The organism is Paenibacillus sp. CCS19, from assembly GCF_033239625.1.
Lineage (GTDB): Bacteria > Bacillota > Bacilli > Paenibacillales > Paenibacillaceae > Paenibacillus_T.
On the sequence record NZ_BTCK01000008.1, the window covers coordinates 42,091 to 59,335 of the forward strand.

13 protein-coding genes are annotated in these 17,245 nt (G+C 52.3%); 11 read left to right on the forward strand and 2 right to left on the reverse strand.

Going from position 1 to position 17,245, the window contains the following annotated elements; genetic code table 11:
* Positions 1-145: 145 nt before the first annotated feature.
* From SBI19_RS08330 to SBI19_RS08375, 10 genes are all read left to right on the forward strand, one after another.
* A complete protein-coding gene (locus tag SBI19_RS08330; RefSeq protein ID WP_317966933.1) occupies positions 146-808 on the forward strand; it encodes a ThuA domain-containing protein in 663 nt (220 codons plus the stop codon).
* Positions 809-907: 99 nt separating this feature from the next.
* Positions 908-2,398 (forward strand): spore germination protein, encoded by a 1,491-nt coding sequence (locus SBI19_RS08335; protein WP_317966935.1) that lies wholly within the window; start codon positions 908-910, stop codon positions 2,396-2,398.
* A gap of 34 nt (positions 2,399-2,432) precedes the next feature.
* Complete coding sequence (locus SBI19_RS08340) at positions 2,433-3,587, forward strand: Ger(x)C family spore germination protein (protein ID WP_317966937.1); 1,155 nt, start codon at positions 2,433-2,435, stop codon at positions 3,585-3,587.
* A 15-nt stretch (positions 3,588-3,602) separates the two neighbouring features.
* On the forward strand, positions 3,603-3,848 hold the full coding sequence (locus tag SBI19_RS08345; protein ID WP_317966939.1) for a hypothetical protein: 246 nt from the start codon (positions 3,603-3,605) through the stop codon (positions 3,846-3,848).
* The gene (locus SBI19_RS08350) at positions 3,845-4,951 is read left to right on the forward strand and encodes a GerAB/ArcD/ProY family transporter (protein ID WP_317966941.1); all 1,107 of its coding nucleotides are present in this window, start codon (positions 3,845-3,847) and stop codon (positions 4,949-4,951) included. Before SBI19_RS08345 ends, SBI19_RS08350 begins: the two co-directional genes overlap by 4 nt.
* A gap of 123 nt (positions 4,952-5,074) precedes the next feature.
* Complete coding sequence (locus SBI19_RS08355; RefSeq protein ID WP_317966943.1) at positions 5,075-6,679, forward strand: GMC oxidoreductase; 1,605 nt, start codon at positions 5,075-5,077, stop codon at positions 6,677-6,679.
* Positions 6,680-6,925: 246 nt separating this feature from the next.
* The gene (locus SBI19_RS08360) at positions 6,926-8,362 is read left to right on the forward strand and encodes a SpoVR family protein (RefSeq protein ID WP_317966945.1); all 1,437 of its coding nucleotides are present in this window, start codon (positions 6,926-6,928) and stop codon (positions 8,360-8,362) included.
* 366 nt (positions 8,363-8,728) lie between these two features.
* Positions 8,729-9,826 (forward strand): peptidyl-prolyl cis-trans isomerase, encoded by a 1,098-nt coding sequence (locus SBI19_RS08365; RefSeq protein WP_317966947.1) that lies wholly within the window; start codon positions 8,729-8,731, stop codon positions 9,824-9,826.
* Between the two features lie 217 nt (positions 9,827-10,043).
* Positions 10,044-11,645, forward strand: a complete 1,602-nt coding sequence (locus SBI19_RS08370; RefSeq protein ID WP_317966949.1) for an MDR family MFS transporter — start codon at positions 10,044-10,046, stop codon at positions 11,643-11,645.
* 6 nt (positions 11,646-11,651) lie between these two features.
* A complete protein-coding gene (locus tag SBI19_RS08375; protein ID WP_317966951.1) occupies positions 11,652-12,251 on the forward strand; it encodes a PadR family transcriptional regulator in 600 nt (199 codons plus the stop codon).
* An 88-nt stretch (positions 12,252-12,339) separates the two neighbouring features.
* Here the strand turns inward: SBI19_RS08375 and SBI19_RS08380 are convergent, their stop codons facing one another.
* Together SBI19_RS08380 and SBI19_RS08385 are read right to left on the reverse strand one after the other, a co-directional pair.
* On the reverse strand, positions 12,340-14,904 hold the full coding sequence (locus SBI19_RS08380; protein ID WP_317966953.1) for an endo-1,4-beta-xylanase: 2,565 nt from the start codon (positions 14,902-14,904) through the stop codon (positions 12,340-12,342).
* A gap of 276 nt (positions 14,905-15,180) precedes the next feature.
* The gene (locus SBI19_RS08385) at positions 15,181-16,218 is read right to left on the reverse strand and encodes a glycoside hydrolase family 88/105 protein (RefSeq protein WP_317966955.1); all 1,038 of its coding nucleotides are present in this window, start codon (positions 16,216-16,218) and stop codon (positions 15,181-15,183) included.
* A 165-nt stretch (positions 16,219-16,383) separates the two neighbouring features.
* Here SBI19_RS08385 and SBI19_RS08390 point away from each other — a divergent pair, with 165 nt between their 5' ends.
* Entirely contained in the window at positions 16,384-17,244 is an 861-nt protein-coding gene (locus SBI19_RS08390) for a helix-turn-helix transcriptional regulator (protein WP_317966957.1), read from the forward strand.
* Position 17,245: the final 1 nt, after the last annotated feature.

Below are 17,245 nucleotides of genomic sequence, written 5' to 3' on the forward strand. Positions count from 1 at the left end.
GAAAATATAGTCACTCCGAAAAGAAGTCACCTTGCCAGTCAACGTCCTCCCGCCATGTCATAATTGACGTTCGGCGTTAATACGATCGTTAGAAACAGTGCGTCACGGGAGCGTTGCGGCACTCGCGAAGGAATGGAGGAATAACGTGGTTCCTCGAAATAAACGGGCACTTATCGTCGAAGGCGGGTACGAAGGGCACAAGCCGAGGGAAATTGCGCTGATCGTAGCGCATATGCTGAGTCAACAGCATTTTGAAGTTGAAATCTATAACACACTTGCAATCTTTTCTCACCGCGATAAGCTGGCGGAAGCCGATCTCATCATCCCCTTATGGACGATGGGCGAGCTTACGCCGGAACAGACGCTCAATCTGACCGAAACGATAGCAGCCGGTACCGGACTTGCCGGACTGCACGCCACCGCCGATGCGTTCCGGAGCGTCATCGAGTATCAAGCGATGATAGGCGGGCAGTTTCTTGCCCATCCCGGCGGACAAAATGTAACGTACCGCGTACATCTTCCCCATCCGAACCATCCGCTCGTTGCCGGAATCGGAGATTTCGTCGTGACGACAGAGCAATATTATATGATGGTCGATCCGTCGATTGCGGTGCTGGCGCATAGCTGCTTCACCGTTCCGGCACCTCCGCTTGTCTGGCGGCCGGTAATCATGCCGACAGCCTGGAACAAGCAGTATGGCAAAGGACGCATCTATTACAATTCGCTTGGACATTCGCCCGATATCGTCCTAATGCCCCAAGTATCAGAGATGCTTCGACGCGGGCTCGTCTGGGCGTCTAGACGTTAATCGAACTGGTCAGCCCAATCTCTTCCTCTTGTTTTACCACATACAGGAATAATTCGACACCCCCTATCGCACAATAGCGGTACGAGGGGTGTTGTACGTATGCCGGACGTTAATCAAACCAACAGCAATGAACCGACCCATACACCGATCTCTAAGCAGCTGGAGGCAAATCGGACCCGGCTGGAACAAGCATTGAGCAAATGCAGCGATTTGGTCTATATCCCTTGGAAATACGGACCGAATATGGAGCAGGATGCTTTGTCGGTGTACTTCCAATCCATGGTTCAAATTAATAATACGAACTACATGAAGACGGTGCTGCAAGATCTGGTTACCCACGAGGTAGGGCCAGGGACGGAAATCACGAGCGACAAGATTATGTCGTTCTTCGAACGAAACGGCGTATCCGACCAAGCTGCGCAGTTAACGGACGATATCGGCGCGCTTGTACAGCAATTGCTGGACGGATATTTTGTGATCTTGATCGACGGATGGGATAAGGCACTCGTCTTCGAAACCGCCAACGTGGAGACAAGAGCGATCACAGAGCCTATGAACGAGAGCGTCGTGCAAGGCCCTCGCGAGAGCACGGTCGAGAATATGAACAAAAACCTTGGTTTGCTTCGCGTAAGGCTCAGAAGCCCTCAATTTAAGCTCATCTCGTTGAATGGCGGCGGCAAGACGCGTACGCATGTTGTATACGGCTATCTAGAAGATTGTGTCGAGAAGGAATTGTTAGAAGAATTTGAACGCCGAATCGACAAAGTCAAACAAACCGAGATACTGGAAACCTCTTATGTCGAGAAGCTGATTCAAGATTCAACCTACTCGCCCTTTCCGCAGTTCCGATTCACCGAACGTCCCGACGTAGCCGTCGCTTCCATGCTGGATGGCAGGATTGTTGTTCTCGTGCAAGGCACGGGGTCTATGCTCATATGTCCCAGCATGTTCATTGACTTGCTTCAATCGAACGAAGATTTCTATCATCGTACCATCTATACGACGATGATCCGCTGGCTGCGGGTTATCGCATTCTTGTTCGCATTGACGCTGCCCAGCATCTATATCGCGCTCAGTACATTTCATTCCGAAATGATCCCGACCGTACTGCTGCTCGCCATACTGGATTCGCGTGAAGGCATACCGTTTCCCGCCTTCTTCGAGGCTTTTATTATGGAGTTTTTCTTCGAGCTGCTTCGCGAAGCCGGCATCCGCCTGCCAAGACCCGTCGGTTCAGCCGTCAGCATCGTCGGTGCGTTGGTTATTGGAGAAGCCGCAATTAACGCAGGACTCGCATCCCCGATCATGGTGGTAGTCGTCGCATTGACGGGCATCGCTTCGTTCGCGCTTCCACAATACAATATGGCGATCGCCCTGCGCGTCCTTCGCTTTCCGTTAATGGTGTTATCGGCCGTGCTCGGCGGTTTCGGTTTAATGTTCGGGTTACTGATCATTCTATGGCATCTGATTACGCTGCGGTCGCTCGGACAGCCGTATATGAATCCGGAACGACTCTTTCAATTGCATCCCGCTTACTCAGCAGCCAACAACAAGGAAAGCAGCAAGAATCCTTATACGGCCAAACCATAAGGTTGGATTACGATTCGGAAAGAATGAGGATGAGATGAGGAAATGGTTCAAGATACTCCTTCTTGTACATAGCTTTGCTCTCTTATCGGGATGCTGGAACCGCGAGGAGCTTCCGGAGAAAGCGTTCGTCATGGGACTTGCGATTAATAAAGCGGAGCCGAACAAGGTTAAAATTATGGTTCAGCTATTTAAACCATCGCAGAAAACAGCAGGCAAAGGCGAAGCAGGCAATTCATTTACGAACCTTGAGTCAACCGGGGCTTCCGCTTTCGAGGCCGTCAGGGATATCACGCTTCGACTCGGCCGCAAAGCCCAATGGGGGCACACGAGAATTATCATTATTGATGAGCAAACGGCAATGCGCAACGACCTGCTTTCTTTGCTCGAGTTATTTTATAGGGATCATGAAACGCGCATTACGACTAAAGTCGTTATCGCCAAAGAAGATTCCGCAAACTTGTTGAAAGAAAAACCGATGATCGAGTTGACGTCCTCCCAGCAAATCAATCGTATGGAGGAGATCGCTAATCGAGTTGCAGGCAAAGTACCGGATATGACTTTATTGAAGCTTGCCCGCGATTTGAAAAGCGAAGCCGGGAACTCCATACTTCCGCTCATATCGAAATCTTCGTCAAACGAAATGATGTTGATCGGCTCGGCAGCCATTCATCATGGCCTATTCGCCGGAGCACTGAACAGCCGGCAGACGCAAGATTTATTAATGTTGACGAACCAGTTCAGAAGCGGAAGCGTTAAAGTGCCATGCAAAACCAAAGAGAACGACAAAGAACGTAAATACGAGTCGCTCGAGGTGCAATCGGTACATACCGTCATGAAGCCGATCCTCGCCTCGGATTCTCTGCGCGTCACCTACAAGATCAAGGTACAAGGAGACATTGCCGAACTGCAGTGCACGCGATTGAACACATCCATCAGCGAAACGGCTTACGTTCATTACATTGAAACACTTCTTCAGAAACGATTACTAGATACGATCAAATTCACGCAAACCAAAGAAATGGATCTGCTCGGAATCGGAAACACCCTATACCGCAAGCATACCCGGACCTGGAAACAATGGAAGCCGGATTGGGACAAGCATTATGCCGAGGCGAAGTTCGATGTTAAGGTTACGGTTCATATCGACAATTCCTTAACGACGGTAGGAAAGCCATTATACAAGCAATAAGGGAGGCTGTGAGTTATGCTGGAGAAATTGACCGTACTAACTGCATTCTACGCCCTGGCAACCGCTACCGATGTGCGGAAGCTGAAGGCAGCATCCCGACACGGAAAGCGGTCCTATATGGTACTTCTTCTCTGCTCACTTTACTTCAGCACCGATTATTTGCTGGACGTTCAATGGCCCGATTTGCAATGGTTGGCTCGACAACTGCTGCTTCATCCTGCGCAAGCGATCATCGAATCGCTAGGAGCGAAGCACGCATGAAGAAGCAGGAATCGATCGGGTTCATCCAAACGGCTATTTTGTTGTTTGCCTTCTTGTCCGGCTCCTCGATTATTGTCATACCGGCGCCAGTCATTACCTATGCCTCTAATTCCGCGTGGTTGTCCCTTCTGCTGTCGATGTCGTTCGGGCTCGTCCTGCTTTCGATCATCCTTTATTTGCTCCGGCTTTATCCGGACAAGTCTTTCATCGGCATTTGCCGTGTGGCGATCGGCCGTTGGCCGACCGTCGTTGTAGCCTGTCTGATGCTAACGATGGCGTTCCATATGGCAACCGGCATCATCATCGATGTCGTCGCATTCATGAACAGTATGATGCTGCCCGAAACCCCCGGCTATGTCTTTATGTGCCTAATGTTCATTATGTCGGCGCTATTGCTGCGTACCGGTATCGAGTCAATGGCTCGCATGTTTACGATCCTTACCGTCGTCGTTTTTTTCTGCTGGCTCACCGTCATCATCCTGCTTATACCGAGCTTTCACATGGAGTTTCTACAGCCGGTATTCCCCGATGGCATCAAGCCGACGCTGCTTGGCGGTTATCTGACTTCCGGCTTTCCCTATGGAGAGATTGTGCTGTTCGCCGTCATTCTCCCCTTCACCAAGGATATTAAGTCCAAGCCGCTTAAGCGGTCCTTGCTAGCAGTCATCCTGCTCAATGGCGCAATGTTAACCATTACAACGTTAAGTACGATTATGATACTCGGACCGATCGCGACAGAGAAAAAATATTCGTTATTCGTCCTGGCGCAAACGATCGAAATCGGCGATATTATCGAGCGAATCGAAGCCATTATCGGGATGTCCATGATTGCCGGTTCGCTAATGAAAGCATCGATCACGCTCTTCGCGATTCAAACGATCATTACGGAGTTGTTTGGTCTGCAGGACCACCGGCTCCTCTCCAATCCGCTGTGTCTGCTCGTCCAAATCATGTCACTGTCCATGCCAACAACGATGAAGGCGTGGGAAGATCTTGTTCTCGTTATCCATCCGCTGTGGGTTGGCATTGCCTATATCCTCCCGTTTCTGCTCATTACGATTGTCGCATTCTTCAGACAACCTGCAAGAGCGGCACCTGCCTGAAAGCGGCATGACACCGGCCTGTCTACGGTTCTATACCGGATACAGGCCGAATACATTTCAGGAAGCGCAGGGCAGCAGCACTTGGGAAGCACTGTCCCTATCGCGCAATGCTGGCAGGTCCCCATGAAAGTTGGTGCGCGCATGCGTTGGTGTGTAACCAAACCTGGAGATTCATTGACGCTTATCGGACAACTGCTGCAAGTCGATCTCGAACAGTTATGCCGAATGAATCCACAGTTTGCTGCGAACAAACCCATCCAAGCAGGACAAATCATAGTCATACCTGATCATGCAAATGCAAGCCCCTCATCGCCCCTCACAGCAGTACGGCCCCCTCAACAAGGTTATTGTGCAGACACGCTCCTTCCGCCTGCTCTCACGTTTCCCGAATGGGTGCCGCTCACCCCATTATCCCGAATGGAACAAACCGAATACGACATTCTCATCGTCGGAGCCGGAGCCGGAGGCTGCGCGGTGCTGCGCAGATTGTGTGAACGAATGGGCAGCCGGCGGTTAAAAATAGGGATTGTCGAACGAGGAAAGCTGCTGCTTCCTTCCCATGCCCTCAATGTCCCGACGCTGTGGAACTGGGACCGCATGCAGCGTTATTATCAGAATCCAACGGTTACCGTTCCCGCCGGCAGGAACTGGCCCGAATTTCCAGGTGCCATTCTTGTCTTCGCCTTAGGCGGGCGCACCATATTCTGGGGATTAACGTGCGTGCGCATCCCGCCTTTCGAGTTCGCGAATTGGCCCATTTCCTATGCGGAATTGAAGCCTTATTATAAGATCGCAGAGACGATTCTGCTGGTGAACGAGGCGAAGTCTCCCATTAATGATCAACTGCTTGAAAGGTTGTGGCTGTCTGGTTACGCCGGCTCCACTGACGTTCCGGAAGCGGTGGCGCGCGGCCCTATTCCTCGATTCATGAGCGCAATCGAATTTATCGGGGATTCGCTTCGGATTGCTGCATTCGACTTGGCCGTCCAGACGCGGGCCGTTCGAATTCGAACGAAAGGAAACCGAGTATCAGGCGTTCATGTGATGGATGTCAATAAGCGCTCTTATATGCTTAAAGCTTCTACCGTTGTTGTCTCGGGCAGTACGTTCGAAACTCCGCGCCTGCTGCTTCATTCCGGTGTTCCGGGGAGAGCGATCGGTCATTATCTCTCGAATCATTCGTACATTAAAGCAGAGATTCCAAGCGGCGTGCCCGGCGGACGAGAGGGTACGATTAATATTATTGTTCCTCAGACTGAAACACGTCCTTACCAGTTCAAAATATTAGGCGGCCGTGATCTCGTCACCTATGACGTCGCCGGCAAAGTCGAGAACCGATTCGACAACTTCGTCTATCTGGACGAGCAGCGTCGAGACGACTTTGGCGTACCCGAGCTCCAGGTCCGCTTCTCTCACTCACCCGCTGATGAACAAGTCATGCGGCAAATGATTCAAGCGCTCGGAGACGTATCGGCTGCGATGCGCATTCAAGACCCGTGGCATTACTGCTTCTGGCCTCCGGGATTCGACAACCACGACTACGGAACATGTCGAATGGGCAGCGACCCTCTCACATCCGCAACCGACCGGAACGGCCGGATTCACGGCATGGAAGGGTTGTACATCTCCGACGCCAGCGTATTCCCTACGCTCGGGGCGGCCAATCCTCTACTGACGAACGTCGCGCTCTCGACGCGGCTCGCGGATCATTTGCTAAGCAAGCTATGAACGAGAATAAATAAGCGGCCGACTTGAATTGTCGACCGCTTTGATCTTGCTTACACCCCTCGATCCAAACCGCCCAGCAGCGCATCCGTCTCTCGCAGCGTCGCCCCGATCGATTCGCGGATGACGAGCTCTGCATAACGATCCGTCGGCGTCGGCGAGATCGTGAATGCCCTTCAGGCATATCCTCCTTCGCTGAGACATACCTATGGTATGAAACGTATTATCTCGCTCGGAGGGATCATGCCGATGAAACAAGACGAAATCCGCCAACTCGAGCGGGCGATTGATGAGATTACGGAGATCGCCCAAGGGTTCGGCCTCGACTTTTATCCGATGCGCTATGAAATCTGCCCCGCCGACATTATCTACACGTTCGGGGCGTACGGCATGCCGACACGGTTCAGTCATTGGAGCTTCGGGAAGACGTTCAATAAGATGAAAATGCAGTACGACTTCGGTCTAAGCAAAATCTATGAGCTCGTCATCAACTCCAATCCGTGTTATGCGTTCCTGCTCGACGGCAACTCGCTTATACAGAACAAGCTGATCGTCGCTCACGTGCTCGCGCACTGCGACTTCTTCAAGAACAATGCCCGTTTCAGCCAGACTAACCGCAATATGGTCGAGAGCATGTCCGCCACAGCAGAGCGTGTAGCACAGTATGAATTGGAGTATGGCTCCGAGCGGGTGGAGAAGTTTATCGATTCCGTGCTTGCGATTCAGGAGCACATCGATCCGAGAATTATGAGACCCTACAACCTCGATAAAGCTCGTTACATCGAGATGGTCGAGCGTGAGAACGCCAGATCCAGCAAGCAGCCGGAGGTAGAGGGCGCTTACGACGATCTCTGGTCTCTCGACCAGACAGAACGCGAGAATGCGCAGGAAGCTGCCGGCGTCCGATTCCCGCCTGAGCCCGAGAAGGATCTGGTCTGGTTCATCGAAGAATACTCCTCCATCCTCGAGGACTGGCAGCGCGACATCATGTCGATGCTCCGTGACGAGATGCTCTACTTCTGGCCGCAGCTGGAGACGAAGATTATGAACGAAGGCTGGGCGTCCTACTGGCATCAGCGCATCATTCGCGAGCTGGATCTGACGAGCGAAGAAACGATTGAATTCGCTAAGCTGAACAGCTCTGTCGTTGTCCCTTCACGGCATACGCTGAACCCTTACTACCTCGGGCTGAAGATCTTCGAGCATATCGAGAAGCGTTGGGACAATCCGACGCAAGAGGAGCGCGAACGGTTCGGCATGAAGCCGGGCAAAGGCCGCGAGAAGATCTTCGAGGTGCGCGAGGAGGATGCGGATATCTCGTTCCTGCGCAACTACCTCGACAAGCAGCTGGTGAAGGATCTAGATTTGTATGTTTTCGAGAAGAAAGGTCCGGAGTGGAAAATTACCGATAAAGCGTGGGCCAATATCCGCGACCAGCTCGTCACCTCCCGCGTCAACGGCGGCTTCCCGAGCATCGTCGTGCAGGACGGCGATTTCAATCGCATCGGCGAAATGTATCTGAAGCACCGCTACGAGGGCGTCGAGCTCGATCTCAAGTATCTCGAGCGCACCCTCCCTCATATCGTGTCGCTGTGGGGCAAGTCGATCCACCTCGAGACGGTGATCGAGGATAAGAAGATCGTGTTCAGCTGCGACGGGAAGAAGACGAGTCGGAAGTTTATTTGAATTAGGCATCCTGAGAGTCGGTTAACGGCTCTCGGGATTTTTTATTTTCATAGCAGCGGCTGGTGGTTAACGGTTGTGACTATGCTAATTGTCTGAAAATACGTCATTTCCACCTCTAACGGGTGCTGTTGGGCTTATTGCATCATTTGTCACACGAAAGTGGACTTGCAGCGTTCAATAACGACTATGGCAACCGTAAGCGTAAGAACCACGCCAATGAAGCCGCAATAGCCACTGTGGCAACCGTTGCACAGCACGATTCGCGAATACCTTCTAACTCCCTATGAAAATAGTATGCGCTTCCAAGCAATTCCTATATAATGGAACGCGATAGACACTCTCTCCGAAATGGGGTTAATTACGATTATGTACAAGCTTAAGCATGTCATTGTATCCTTCTGCGCTGGCGCATTGTTCTTCAGCGGCGTCAGCTACGCGGCGGACCCGAGCAAGATCGAGGCCGTCGTGAAGCCCTTGAAATTGTTCTTCGACGGCGTCGAGAAGAAAGTGCCGAACAAGCAGCCAACCATCGTGTACAACGGCACAACGTATGTGCCGCTTCGTTTTGCAGCGGATGCGTTTGGACAAGGCGTGCGTTATGACGGCGCCAAGTCGTCCATCTTCTTTACCTCTCCGAAGCAGCGCACAGGCAGCGACCTCATAGCGACAGTGAATGGCATCGGGATTAAGCAGCAGCAATTGTTTGATGCCTTGATTAAAGGCAACAACGGCAATAGTGCTCTCGACGGACTTATTAATAATGAGCTCCTGAAACAAGCGGCTGACTCGCAGGGCATCGTCATTACCGATGAGGACATTCAACGCGAACTGAACCTCATTATACAAAGCATGGGCTCTCGAGAAAACTTCGAGCTGGCGCTGGAACAATACCAGATGACGGAGGAAGACCTGCAGCCGGATTTGCTGTACCAGGCTCGATTGCGCAAGCTTCTCTCCTCACAAATCAATATTTCAGAAAGTGCAATCCGCACTTATTACGATGAGAATAAATCATCGTTCGGTACACCTGAGCAAGTACGCGCCTCCCATATTCTTGTGGAAACCAAGGCGGAGGCCGACGCGATCTATACGCAATTGAAGAACGGCGCCGACTTCGCACAGGTAGCGAAAGAGAAATCAATTGATACAGGGTCTGCTGTAGGCGGAGGCGATCTGAACTACTTCCAGCGTGGGGACATGGTTGCCGAGTTCGAGGATGCGGCATTCTCGCTCAAGGTTGGTGAAATCAGTCAACCTGTTCAATCCGATTTTGGCTATCATCTCATTCTTGTAACGGATCATAAATCAGCGGTCACGAAGACATTCGAAGATGTCAAAGAGCAAATCAAGGACACGTTGACTTCGCAGAAGATCTACGAACTGGCCCAAACCTTCGTGAGCGAGCTTCGCGCCAAAGCAGATATTAAAAATCTGCTGGCACCAAGCACTACGAGCAGCAAGTAATCACCCTGTACACGTACACAAAACAGCCGCCACATCGGAGCTTCTCCGACCGTGTGCGGCTGTTTTCTTAAACGTCGATACATGAAGATTCCGTAAAAGGACCATTTCTTGCAAGTTAGGGATGCAATTCTCCAATTTTGTTGTTGTATTCAACTCAAATTTGAGTATAATAAGCAACGATAGTCAAATTTGAGTACGTTTCGAAAGGAAGTAGACAATGGACGCAAAGAAAAGCAACGTGAAGCTGGTCGTCGCCGGCCTGCTCCTCGGGCTGTTCATGGCATCGCTCGACCAGACAATCGTCTCGACTGCGATGACCACTATTATTAAGAAGCTTGGCGGCTTCGAGAGCTTCATATGGGTGTACTCCGCGTACATGATCGCGATGGTCGTCTCGACGCCGATTATCGGCAAGCTGTCCGACATGTACGGACGCAAACGGTTTTTCCTGTTAGGTCTTGTGTTGTTCATCGGGGGTTCCGTCCTATGCGGTACGGCTCAGAACATGGAACAGCTCATTATCTATCGGGCGATTCAAGGGATTGGCGGCGGTGCGCTGATGCCGATCGTATTCACGATTATTTTCGACCTGTTCCCAGCCGAGAAACGCGGCAAAATGATGGGTCTGTTCGGCGCCGTATTCGGCATCTCCAGCGTATTCGGCCCGATCTTAGGCGGCGCGATTACGGACAACTGGAGCTGGCGCTGGATTTTCTACATTAACGTTCCTATCGGCATTCTCTCGATTCTATTCATCGCACAGGCTTACCATGAGAACAAGAATCCACGCAAGCAAAGTATCGACTGGCTCGGCGCCATCACGCTTACGGCTGCGATTCTGTTCCTGATGTTCGGTCTCGAACTTGGCGGTACGGACGGATGGGCATGGGATTCAGTTAAGACGATTTCCTTGTTCATTGGTGCTATCGTATTCGTCGGTCTGTTCCTTCTAGCGGAGATGAAGGCAAAGGATCCAATCATCAAGCTCAGCCTGTTCGGCAACAAGCTGTTCACGAGCAGCATGATGATCTGTTTGCTGTACGGCGGCGTTATGATCGCAGGCGCTACGTACATTCCGATTTTCATCCAAGGCGTATTCAACAAAACAGCTACCGAAACGAGCACCGTACTTATTCCGATGATGCTCGGCGTCGTCGTCAGTGCGCAGATCGGCGGACGGATCGCTCACAAATTCGCATACCGCAGCATTATGCTCGTATCCGTATGCGTACTTATCATTGGCACATCCCTTCTCGGCTACGCACTCAGCGATGAAACGAGCCGTCTAGTCATTTCGTTGTACATGATCATTATCGGTCTCGGTATGGGCGTATCGTTCTCGCTGCTTAACATCTCGACGCTTAACGCCGTTCCGCCGCAATTCAAAGGTTCGGCCTCGTCGCTCATTATGTTCTTCCGCACGATCGGCTCCGCACTTGCAATCGCGGTGTTCGGCGCAACGCAGAAGCATACTTTCCAAGAGGGTATCGGTTCCCTGCCGAACTTGAACCCCGAACTCGCCGAGAAAATCAAAGGCGGCCAAGCGCTGCTTGACCCTGAAGTTCAGCAGCAGATGGGCATGCCGGCAGACGTCGTTAAGCTGCTGATCGGCAAGCTGTCGGACTCCATTATTCACGGCGTGTTCCAATGGACGGTTATTCTGCCGGCTGTTGCGTTCGTCTTCGTGCTGCTGATGGGCCGCGCCCGTCTCGAGCTCTCGAAGCCCGGCGCGCAAGGCGCACCAGGCGGTCATGGTCCATCCGGTGCCGGTGCCGCTGGCGGCGCAGGCAAACCAGACCCATCCTACCAGAAGGGTTGATCGATCATGTCAATGAGGCTGCTAGTTCTAGGATTGCTAATGGAAGGCAACAAGCACCCTTATGAGATCAGACAAACGATCAAAGCCCGCAACTGGAACGAAACGTTCAAGCTTCGCGACGGATCGCTCTACTATGCCGTCGACCAGCTTCGTGAAGACGGACTGGTCGAAGCAGCCGAGGTCGTACCGGTACCGGGCGAGAATCGACCGGACAAAACGATATTCCGCATAACGGACGCCGGCCGCGAAGCTTTCATCAAGCTGGTCTACCAGCAGTTCGAGCAAAGCTCTTATCCGCAGCATCCGGTATTCATGGCGCTGCCGTTCGTCCGCCACCTTGAGCCGGAGACGATCGTTCCGCTCATCGAGAAGCAGATCGCGAGCTGCGAGACAAGGCTGGCTAGGCTGCGCGCTATCTTCGAGCTTAAGGCGCCATACATTCCGGCCGGTTCTGCGATGTTCATCCGCGGCTGTATTCAGTTCAGCGAGACCGAATTGAATTGGCTGAACGAGACGCTTGCCGAAGCCCGCTCCGGCAAGCTGTTCGAAGGTCCGAAGTGGTCGGCCGAGCAGATCGAGGCGTTCCGCAAGGAAATGGGATTTTGACGCAATAGAAGAAGCCGTCAGGCATCGGTGGGAGTCCGATTGCTTGACGGCTTCTTTTGTGCAAATAGAAGATTAGCAACTTAAGAAACTACGACGGCTCAACGCCCCATACTTTAACGCCGTTCTGATACAACGTGACCTTCGTCCAGTCCGTGAATGTCGTCTTCGTCGCATCGAACGAATAGTCGTTCGCTTCGTTGAAGGTTGACCAGTCCGACTTGTGCATCCGCAGCTGGATATCGCCTGTCTGCGCGCCTGGCTGGAGCACGCCAGCCGACGACGAGAAGCTCAGCTCGACATACGTATCAGCGTTCGCAGCGGACGACGTGCCGAACGTACGCAGCACATTGCTGCCGCCGATCTGCGCGTAGTCGACCCACGAAGTCATATCCGCCGTGCCTTCCTTCGTGAAGTAGTAGCGGATTTTCAAATCGCTTAGGTTAACTGCGGTTGTGCCGGTATTTTTAATATTGAAAAATGGCTGGATCGCGTTGTCGGTTGCATTCGTATTGCTTGCGCGGTATTGAAGCACAAGGCTCGACGTTCCCGTGCTGCCAGCAGTTGGTGTCACACTAGTCTGCACAGAGTTTGCGCTCTCGCCTGCACTGTTAACAGCGCTGACTACATAGTAATACGTCGTGCCGTTCGTCAGTCCCGTATTCGTGTAGCTTGTCGTCGTCACACCTGTCGCAACCGTCGTGTACGTGCCTCCGCTTGTCGTCGCACGTTTGACGTTATACGATGTCGCGCCTGACGATGCTGTCCACGTAACAGTCGCTTGGGCATTGCCTGCCGCTGCCGATACATACGTTGGCGCCGACGGTACAGTGACTGTCGATCCTGCCGGTGTCGCGCTCACCTGTGTGGAGTTCGTGCTTTCACCGTTGGCGTTCACAGCCGAGACGACATAATAGTAAGTCGTGCCGTTCGTCAATCCCGTGTTCGTATAGCTCGTTGCCGTTACGCCCGTTGCCACATTCGTGTATGGTCCTCCGCTTGTCGTCGAACGCTTAATGGTGTACGATGCAGCTCCCGTCGATGCTGTCCACGTCAGTGTCGCTTGCGCATTGCCCGCCGCAGCCGTCACACTCGTTGGCGCTGCAGGAACCGTAAGTGCATTAACGAGCGACCAATACGCAGGCTTGGATTGAAGATTGTCATCGAACAGCAGCGGCCAGTCCAGACGAGTGACCGGGTATGTGCGAAGCCAGCTGTGCGCATCGTCTTGACCCCAGAACGTGACGTTCGTGATCTGGTCACTGTGTCGTTTGAATACCTCGAACAGCGCCGCATAACGCGTTGCCTGCTGCGCCGCTTGGGCTGCCGACAGCGACGTGTAGCTTTGGCTGCTGTTGCCATAGATGCTCATATCGAGCTCCGTAATCTCTTGCGTAACGCCAAGATCGGAGAATTTGACAATGGAGTCCTCGATCTGGCTCAGCGTCGGATAGTCGAGGTTAATATGCGTCTGCTCGCCGATGCCGTCGATTGGCACGCCCTTGGCCTTCAGACGTTGAACGAGATCGTGCAGGAACTGCGCTTTGGCCGGAATATGCGTGTTGTAATCGTTAATGAACAGCTTGGCATTCGGGTCCGCCTCATGCGCATAGATGAATGCCTTCTCGAGATATTCCTCGCCCGCGATTTGGTACCACAAGCTTCTCCGCATACCGTTGGATTGCGATTCATCGATGACTTCGTTGGCCACATCCCACGCGTAGATTTTGCCTTTGTACCGCCCAACGACAGCATCGATATGCGCCTTCATCCGCGCGTAAAGCACTTCCTTCGTTACGAGCTGATTGTTGCTGTCATAGAACACCCAGTCCGGCGTCTGGCTGTGCCAGACAAGCGTATGACCGCGAACCTTCATGCCGTTATCGACGGCGAATTGAACGGCAGCATCCGAGCCCGTGAAGTTGAAATTGCCTTCCGTCGGCTCCGTCGCATCCCACTTCAGCACGTTACCCGGCGTTACGCTGGCAAAATGCTTCTTCATCAGGTTCGCGCTCTCGCCGAATAATTCATCGTTCGTGAAAGCCGTTCCGATTGGGAAGTATGAAGCGAACGCCGTCTTCAGCGGCGTAATGTTCGCTTCGATTGGCGTGGCGCTCTTCTCGACGATCTCGAAATCGTCCACATAGAATGAAATCGTCGCCCCCGCGGATTCAAAATAGATCGACAACGCATCCGCCGCACTGCTCAGCCGATAGGTGGCCTCAAGCTTCACCCATCCACTCGCATTCGCTTGTATCGTTGCTAAGTTCTCATAAGTCGTCGTCGTTCCAACCGTCTTCTGCATCGACAGCGTCACGTTCGTGTTCGCCGAGCCGGACGTCAGCTTCACCCAGCCTCGCACCGTATAGCTTGTGCCGAGAACAAATTGGGACAACACATCCTTACTCGCGCCATGATACGTTGCGGTTCGGTTCGCAACGAGCATGCCTTGCGTACCTGCGTGCGCGCCGGCCGTTCCGGCCAGCGTCACGCTCTCACTGCCGAGGCGTGGGCCCCAGCCCTGCAGCGTTCCATCCTCGAACGTACTCGTCAGCTTCACCGTATCCGCGCTGGCGACAGGCAGCGAACCACCCGGCGGCACTGCGACCGCCGCCGTCAATACGACGCCTAATGCGGTTATTACTATTTTTCTCACACGATTAACTCCCTTCATCTCGTTCATACTTGCCGTATGCCGATACATGCGTGCTCGTTAGGTCTCAATGATGCACCAAGCTTGTCCGGAAGCGCTGCTCCCTCCTCTCCTGTGCGCGCGGCGAGTGATATGGGGCACTGTTACCGCTTTCACTAGATGAACGTATAACGAAATGCATCATTGTCCTATACAATTTGATGACTTATTGATGGCAATATGGGTACCAAATTGAAAAAACACATGAGAGCAGGGCTCCCATGTGTCATTCCTTGCAGCCTATATCGCACTTACCACTTTGGTATTCTGAAGAAGGGCTACCAGATAAGCGAGCGTCAAGCCTTGCCCCCAGCCTTGGCATCTCTTCTTGGAGATGACTTTATAATCATACGCACTGTACATAACCGCTGTGCCGGCAGACACATTGCGCACCGAACCGTCTTCGTCGATGTTAGCAAGGATGCCTTCATACGCCTTGGCCATGTAGTTCTGATGCAGCGGATGCGCATAAATCGACATCGCTGCCGCGATACCGGCGGATGCAGACGTTTCATCGTAGGAGGTTTCATCTTTCAATACGGTGCGCCACAGACCTTTGGGCGACTGCAGCCGGACGAGCGAGCTCAGTTGATCGCCCACTGCTCCGCCTAGCTGCATCCACATTGGCATGAACGGGTTAAGCATTTTGTACGCCTGCGCCATTGTATAAGCAGCCCATGCATTCGCTCTGCCCCAGTAGATGCCAGACAGATGATCGCCTCTCACATTGTCCCAAGCGTGATAGAACAAATTCGTCTTCGTGTCCTGAAGATATTCTTCATGCCAGTAGAACTGGTTGAGCGCATCGTCGATGTATTCCTTATTGTCCAGCTTAAACCCGAGACGAAGCAGGAAGTACGCTGCCATGAACAACGTATCCGCCCATGCCTGTTCAGGGAAATCGTTCTTCGAAGATACGGTATGCTGGAACACGCCTTCTCCGAATCGGATCGCTTCCTTGCGGAGGTATTCAGCCTTCATCAGCGCCAGATCAAGATACTTATCGTCGCCCGTCGCCTCATGCAGCGTCAACATCGTGTGGCCCATCGCGCAGGCATTAACCATCATCGGCGGCAGCCCAAGCTCCAGATACTCATCCACCCATTTGACCAGGAAGTCGATATAATCTTGATTCTTCGTCACTTCCCATGCTTTGCTGATTCCGTAGAAAGCGACCCCGCACGACCAATTCCATGTAAAATCCATATTCATCGTTCTGCGTACGACACGGTCGATCCGTTCTTTGACTTCCTCTTCATTACAGTTGAATTTGCGCATGAAATCCATTCCCCCTCCCTTGTCTGCTTTTCAAGTTAATCTTCTTGATTCCGAGATTAGCATAAACAAAGGTGCGATTTCTCCGCACATATGGTCAAATATTCAATAAACACTGCAAATATTGCTATAATAGCAATACCTATTCATAGGGAGAGGAGCCCTTATATGAATCTACCCTTGCTTCCCGACTCGCTGCGCCTCGGTTCGATGAGCGAGCCGTTGTGGATCGAATTCGACCGACGAATCGGCTGCCATTCCATGAACGAGACCCACTATCATCGTTCTTACGAAGTCTTTTACCTATATAGCGGCTCTAGAAAATTTTTCATTCGAGATTCCGTCTACCACATCCAGGCTGGCGATATTATACTTGTCGATTCCAACATCGTTCACCGAACATCCGAGCTGAGCGAGCCTAATCATGAACGCGCCGTGCTGCATTATGACCTTCCGTTCTTTGAAGGACTGGCACCGGAAGATACGGAGCTGCTGCTCGCTTCGTTCGCCGTATCCCATCCGATTATTAGGCTGAATATTCAAGAACGAATGCATGTCGAAATGCTGCTTCGTTCTCTGCTGCATGAGTTACATGAGCGTCCACCTGGTTATCTGATGCAAATCCGTAACCAGTCGATCGAATTGCTGTTGTATATCGCCCGCTACATCATGAAGCGCAAAGTCGTGCCCGACCATACGCTTTCTCCTGTTCAGCAGAAGGTGACGGACATTATCCGACACATCAATCAGCATTACAAGGAACCGCTGCTGCTAGACGATATCGCGAAGCGATTCTACATTAGCAAAGGGCATCTGTGCCGCGTGTTCAAGGACGTATCCGGCTTCGGCTTCAGCCAGTATATCAATATCACTCGGATCAGAGAGGCGGAACATCTCCTGCGTTCCACGGATTGGAGCATCACGCGCATTTCGGAACAATGTGGATTCGAGAACTTCTCCCACTTCGGTAGAGTGTTCAAGAAAATGACGGGCATGTCGCCGAGGGAGTATCGGGGAATGGAGGCATAGG

Excerpts from the sequence above, each read along its gene's own strand:
- SBI19_RS08375 (WP_317966951.1), top strand. The coding sequence starts at position 11,652 with ATGTCAATGAGGCTGCTAGTTCTAGGATTGCTAATGGAAGGCAACAAG.
- SBI19_RS08350 (WP_317966941.1), top strand. The coding sequence starts at position 3,845 with ATGAAGAAGCAGGAATCGATCGGGTTCATCCAAACGGCTATTTTGTTG.
- SBI19_RS08355 (WP_317966943.1), top strand. The coding sequence starts at position 5,075 with ATGAAAGTTGGTGCGCGCATGCGTTGGTGTGTAACCAAACCTGGAGAT.
- SBI19_RS08360 (WP_317966945.1), top strand. The coding sequence starts at position 6,926 with ATGAAACAAGACGAAATCCGCCAACTCGAGCGGGCGATTGATGAGATT.
- SBI19_RS08340 (WP_317966937.1), top strand. The coding sequence starts at position 2,433 with ATGAGGAAATGGTTCAAGATACTCCTTCTTGTACATAGCTTTGCTCTC.
- SBI19_RS08370 (WP_317966949.1), top strand. The coding sequence starts at position 10,044 with ATGGACGCAAAGAAAAGCAACGTGAAGCTGGTCGTCGCCGGCCTGCTC.
- SBI19_RS08345 (WP_317966939.1), top strand. The coding sequence starts at position 3,603 with ATGCTGGAGAAATTGACCGTACTAACTGCATTCTACGCCCTGGCAACC.
- SBI19_RS08365 (WP_317966947.1), top strand. The coding sequence starts at position 8,729 with ATGTACAAGCTTAAGCATGTCATTGTATCCTTCTGCGCTGGCGCATTG.
- SBI19_RS08390 (WP_317966957.1), top strand. The coding sequence starts at position 16,384 with ATGAATCTACCCTTGCTTCCCGACTCGCTGCGCCTCGGTTCGATGAGC.
- SBI19_RS08385 (WP_317966955.1), bottom strand. The coding sequence starts at position 16,218 with ATGCGCAAATTCAACTGTAATGAAGAGGAAGTCAAAGAACGGATCGAC.
- SBI19_RS08335 (WP_317966935.1), top strand. The coding sequence starts at position 908 with ATGCCGGACGTTAATCAAACCAACAGCAATGAACCGACCCATACACCG.